The 5,154-nt window shown below is 67.3% G+C and carries 4 protein-coding genes and 2 pseudogenes; 4 read left to right on the top strand and 2 right to left on the bottom strand.

Annotation, left to right across the window (positions count from 1 at the left end):
* Window positions 1–140: pseudogene (locus tag ACFHWY_RS27955) on the top strand (IS3 family transposase); the annotation flags it as partial.
* An 87-nt stretch (window positions 141–227) separates the two neighbouring features.
* Here the strand turns inward: ACFHWY_RS27955 and metK are convergent.
* Complete coding sequence (gene metK / locus ACFHWY_RS27950; RefSeq protein WP_416583238.1) at window positions 228–1,415, bottom strand: methionine adenosyltransferase; 1,188 nt, start codon at window positions 1,413–1,415, stop codon at window positions 228–230.
* A 288-nt stretch (window positions 1,416–1,703) separates the two neighbouring features.
* Between metK and ACFHWY_RS27945 the strand changes: the two genes are divergently transcribed.
* The 3 genes from ACFHWY_RS27945 (at window position 1,704) to ACFHWY_RS27935 (ending at window position 4,535) form a co-directional block, all read left to right on the top strand.
* Window positions 1,704–2,141 carry an organic hydroperoxide resistance protein gene (locus ACFHWY_RS27945; RefSeq protein ID WP_416583237.1) on the top strand — a complete coding sequence of 146 codons (438 nt, stop codon included), beginning with the start codon at window positions 1,704–1,706 and terminating at the stop codon, window positions 2,139–2,141.
* 145 nt (window positions 2,142–2,286) lie between these two features.
* Complete coding sequence (locus ACFHWY_RS27940; RefSeq protein WP_416583236.1) at window positions 2,287–3,747, top strand: FAD-binding oxidoreductase; 1,461 nt, start codon at window positions 2,287–2,289, stop codon at window positions 3,745–3,747.
* A gap of 32 nt (window positions 3,748–3,779) precedes the next feature.
* The gene (locus ACFHWY_RS27935) at window positions 3,780–4,535 is read left to right on the top strand and encodes a TylF/MycF family methyltransferase (RefSeq protein WP_416583235.1); all 756 of its coding nucleotides are present in this window, start codon (window positions 3,780–3,782) and stop codon (window positions 4,533–4,535) included.
* A gap of 314 nt (window positions 4,536–4,849) precedes the next feature.
* Here ACFHWY_RS27935 and ACFHWY_RS27930 read toward each other — a convergent pair.
* A pseudogene (locus ACFHWY_RS27930) lies at window positions 4,850–5,154 on the bottom strand (ISAs1 family transposase); the annotation flags it as partial.

Here is a 5,154-nt window from a genome sequence, read left to right as displayed (position 1 = left end):
TAGACGCGTTGACGATGGCGATCTGGCGGCGCGATCGTCAGGGCGCTGAACTGGGCGGACTAGTTCATCACTCGGACCGCAGAGTCCAATATCGAGCAACCCGCTACAGCCTAGGGCTCGCCGAAGCCGGCGCTGGTCCGCCATGAGCTGGCCGGCGAAGCGACCCGGGAAGCTTATCAGATGATTGGTGGCGATGGACCCGGTCACGACGACGCGGGACACGACGGTCACCCGGCCGCGTTCTTGAGGTCTTGGGCCCGGCCTGTGTTCTCCCACAGCAGCTCCGACAGTTCGCGGCCGAAGTGGCCGTACGCCGCGGTCTGCTGGTAGATCGGACGCAGCAGATCCAAATTCCGGATGATCGCCGCGGGACGCAGATCGAACACCTCGTGGATGGCCTTCTCGATTCGCTCCACCGGCACGTGCTCTGTACCGAACGTCTCCACGAACAACGACACCGGGTGCGCCTTTCCGATCGCATAGGCAACCTGTGTCTCACACCGCTCCGCCAACCCCGCCGCGACCACGTTCTTGGCCACCCAACGCATCGCGTACGCCGCCGAACGGTCCACCTTCGACGGGTCCTTACCCGAGAAAGCCCCACCACCGTGCCGGGCGTACCCACCGTACGTATCCACGATGATCTTGCGGCCGGTCAGGCCTGCGTCACCCATCGGACCGCCGATCTCGAAGCGACCGGTCGGGTTGACCAGCAGCCGGTAGTCCGCAGTGTCGAGATCCAGGCCTTCCAGCACCGGATGGATCACATGGTCGCGCACGTCGGGAGTCAGTAGCGCCTCAAGTGAGACACCCCCGGCGTGCTGCGAGGACACCACCACCGTATCGAGCCGCACGGGCCGGAGTCCGTCGTACTCGATGGTGACCTGGGTCTTGCCGTCCGGACGCAGGTACGGAATCGTGCCGTCCTTACGCGCGGTCGACAGCCTCCAGGCCAGCCGGTGCGCCAGCGCGATCGGCAGCGGCATCAGCTCCGGGGTCTCCGAGCAGGCGAAGCCGAACATCATGCCCTGGTCGCCGGCGCCCTGAGAGTCGAGCGCGTGCTCGGAGTTGCCCTCGCGCAGCTCGACCGCGCTGTCCACGCCCTGGGCGATGTCGGGCGACTGCGAACCGATCGAGACGCTGACGCCGCACGAAGCGCCGTCGAAGCCCTTCCGGGACGAGTCGTATCCGATACCCAGGATCGTCTCGCGCACGATGCTCGAAATGTCCGCGTACGCCTTGGTGGTCACCTCACCGGCCACGTGAACCTGGCCGGTCGTGATCAGGATCTCCACCGCGACGCGGCTACGGGGATCCTGCGCCAGCAAGGCGTCGAGAATGCCATCACTGATCTGGTCAGCGATCTTGTCCGGGTGGCCTTCCGTGACCGACTCGGAGGTGAACAGACGTCCCATGACTTCTCCTCGCTTCAGTCTTCCGGGCATCGTCGCTCGCACCGCTCAAGCAACGATGGAGCCTGCGGCGTCCCTGGAAAGACCTGGCAACCCCGCCCGGCCCGAACGCCTGGCCTCGGAAGATCCGCCGCAGCACCCGAATATCGACGCGGAGGGGGCAGGGGTGGCCGGTAGCGGATATCGAGCGGTCTTCTAGGACCGCTCTTTAGCGTTCATGACGATCGGCGACGTCGCTACCGAGACGCCCGTGTGCCGGTGCCTGCCGGTCACGACAGCAGGGGGCCTGGCATGGAAATTCTGTACACCGCCGAAGCCACCGCGACCGGGGCCGGCAGGCAGGGCGAGGTCCGCACCTCGGACGGGGTCCTGCACGAGCGGCTGGAACTGCCGGTGAGGATGGGCGGCTCTGGTGGCCGGGCCGTCAATCCCGAGCAGTTCTTCGCCGCGGGATATGCGGCCTGCTTCCACAACGCGGTGCTTTGGTCCGCTCGCGCGGAGCGTCTGGAGCCGTACGGTTCCTCGGTGACCGCCCGGGTCGGCATCGGCCGTCAGGGGCCAGGCTTCGGCCTGACCGTCGCCCTCCGAGTCGATCTGCCGGGCGTGGCCCGCGCCGTGGCGGAACGGATCGTCGCCGCCGCGCACCGTGGTTGCCCCTACTCCCGCGCGGTCCAGGGCAACATCGACGTCGAACTCGTCATCGTCGAGCACGACCACCAATCACTGTGACAGTCAAGGATTGGGTACGCCTGTGAACGAAGTGACACGACGCGGGTTCCTCAGCGCCTCAGTGGCGGCCGGTGGGATGACTGTCGGGGGATTATGGCCGCCCGGATTGGCTACGGCCGGCGGGTGCGCGCCGTCATTCGGGCCGGTGACGGTCGGGTCGCGGGACCCGCGATACCAGGAGCTGACGACCCGCGCGTACAACGGACGCTTCGTGGGCCGACCGGACGAGGTGCGCCTGGTCGGATCGACCCATCAGATCATGCGGTCCGTTACCGACGCCGTACGGGCCGGAAAACGCCTGGCGGTCCGCAGTGGCGGGCACTGCTTCGAGAACGTCCCGGACGCCTCGGACGTCCGGATGGTCATCGACCTGTCGGAGATGAACGAGGTCTCGTTCGACCCCGGGCGGCGGGCGTTCGTCGTCGAAGCGGGCGCGACCCTGGGTCAGATCTACCGCACGCTGTTCCTCGGCTGGGGGGTGACTCTGCCCGGGGGCACCTGCCCGACCGTGGGCGCGGGAGGCCACGTGGTCGGCGGCGGTTACGGCGCCCTGTCACACCGGTACGGCTCCGTCGTAGACCACCTTTACGCCGTCGAGGTCATCGTGGCCGACCACTCGGGCAAGGCGCGGAAGGTGGTGGCGACGCGCGAACCTGACGACCCGCATCGCGATCTGTGGTGGGCTCACACCGGTGGCGGTGGCGGCAACTTCGGCATCGTCAGCCGGTACTGGTTCCGTTCTCCGCAGGCGCGAGGCAAGGATCCCGCAAGGCTGTTGCCGAAGCCTCCGGCGACTCTGCGCCAGGCCAGCGCCTCATGGCAGTGGGCGGACATCAACGAGGCGGCGTTCGCCCGGCTCATTCACAACTACGCGACCTGGCATCGCGAGCATCCCGGCGCGGACCTGCACGCCGGGCTGAGCCTCCTGCACAGGGCAGCGGGCCAGATCCGGCTGGACGTCCAGCTCGATGAGGACCAGCCGGGCGCCGAGCAGCTGATGGCCGGGTACATCGCTGCCATCGGCGCGGGGGTGCCCGCGACCCCGGCCACGCAGGTCTTCACCTGGCCCTGGCTGCGGGCCACCACCTCGCTCTATCCCGGGCTTGGCGGGTACCGGATCAAATCGAAGTCGGCGCTACTGCGCCGACCCTGGACCGACCAGCAGATTGCCGTGGTGCACAGGTACCTGCAGCAGGGCGGCGCCGAGCACTACCCTTCCGGCGCCTACCTCAGCACCTTCGGCGGACAGATCAACGCAGTGCCGGCGGAAGCCACCGCGATGGTCCATCGCGACGCGGCGTTCAGCTCATTCTTCGAGACTGCCTGGTCGCTGCCGGAGGAGGACGAGCACCACCTCTCCTGGGTCCGCGGCCTCTACCGCGACGTGCACGCCAGCACAGGTGGGGTGCCGGTCCCGGGCTCGGCCTACAGCGGAACGTTCGTCAATTACCTGGACGCGGACCTCGCGGATCCGGCCTGGAACACCTCCGGCACTGCCTGGCACACGCTCTACTACCGCGAAAACTACCCGCGCCTGCAACAGGTGAAGGCGCGGTGGGATCCCCGCGGCGTCTTCCGGCACCTGCTGTCCGTCCGGCCGGCATGACGCGGCATCATCCACTCAGCGAGGGACCCTCCATGGACAGTGGCACCACACTCTATCTCGATCTCTTCAAGAAGGTCCTGACCAACGTCATCTACCGAGACGCCGCGCAGGATGCCTCCTGGTTCTACCAGGGCCCCGGATACCACGAGCACAGCCGGGTCAACGGCGAAGACTGGCCGTCCGTGGCGCACACCATGATCGGGCTCAAGCGGCTGGACAACCTCCAGTCCTGCATCGAACGGGTGCTGGCCGACGGCGTCGCCGGCGACCTAATCGAGACCGGGGTGTGGCGCGGCGGCGCCTCGATCTTCGCGCGTGCGGTGCTGCACGCTCACGAGGTCAAGGATCGCCGGGTCTGGGTGGCCGACTCCTTCGAGGGCATGCCGGTCACCGACGAGACCAGCCATCCCGATGACCGCAGCCTGGCGCTGCACCAGTTCAACAGCCAGCTCGCCGTCTCGCTCGACGAGGTTAAGCGCAACTTCGAGAGTTACGGGCTGCTCGACGAGCAGGTCGTGTTCCTGCAGGGCTGGTTCCGCGACACCCTTCCGACGGCGCCGATCGACCACCTCGCGGTGCTGAGGCTCGATGGCGACCTGTACGAGTCGACCCGAGACGCCCTGGTGAATCTATACCCGAAGCTTTCGCCCGGCGGCTTCGTCATCATCGACGACTACATCATCCCCGCCTGCCGGCTCGCGACGACCGAGTTCCGCGACCAGCATGGCATCACCGCCGAGCTGGTGACCATCGATGATAGCAGCGTGTACTGGCGCCGGGAAAGCTGAGGCAAAGGCATGGGGTTGGCTTGGTGGCGTCGAGGCTGGTGACGGCGTAGACGCTTTCGCGGGTCTCGCGTGTGCCGGACTGCTTGCGCCGGCGGTGCACGCGGATGGCCGGGCGGGCGTGGGGGAAGGTGATCCCGCTGAGTTCGTCGGCGACGGCGCAGGTTTGATCGAGCGGGACTCGTGCCTGCCGTGCCCGCGGGTGGAGGCGGTGTGCTGCACGGCGATGTCCCGCCATGGTAGGGCCGCGAGCTGGTAGTGGGCGGTCGACCACGGCCCCGGCGTTGCTATTTTATGCCTGATTTGATCGCCTTCTGCTAGATGCCGTAGACGGCGAAGGTGTCTGTGCGGTCGCGGCGGGCGTGGGCGATGTTGGCGCGTCCGGCGAGGCGGAAGGTGTTGAGGGTCAGGTTGCGCATGGCGGCCAGGTTGCGGGGAGCCGTACCGGTTTTGAGCTGGGAGTTGTCTTCGCCGAAGGTGACGTCTCGGGTCCAGTGCAGACGATCTTTTATCGTCCAGTGTCCTCTCGCGTAGGCGTTGAGGTGCTGCGGGCGGGCTTGCTCGGCGTCGAGGCTGGCGATGCCATAGATGATCTGTTTGCTGGTGCGCACCCCGTCGAGGC

The organism is Micromonospora sp. LOL_024, assembly GCF_048060415.1.
In the GTDB taxonomy this organism is placed as follows: Bacteria; Actinomycetota; Actinomycetes; order Mycobacteriales; family Micromonosporaceae; genus Micromonospora.
Note: the sequence above shows the minus strand (reverse complement) of the source record. Positions and strands in the feature narration are given on the sequence as shown.

Excerpts from the sequence above, each read along its gene's own strand:
- metK (WP_416583238.1), bottom strand. The coding sequence starts at position 1,415 with ATGGGACGTCTGTTCACCTCCGAGTCGGTCACGGAAGGCCACCCGGAC.
- ACFHWY_RS27945 (WP_416583237.1), top strand. The coding sequence starts at position 1,704 with ATGGAAATTCTGTACACCGCCGAAGCCACCGCGACCGGGGCCGGCAGG.
- ACFHWY_RS27935 (WP_416583235.1), top strand. The coding sequence starts at position 3,780 with ATGGACAGTGGCACCACACTCTATCTCGATCTCTTCAAGAAGGTCCTG.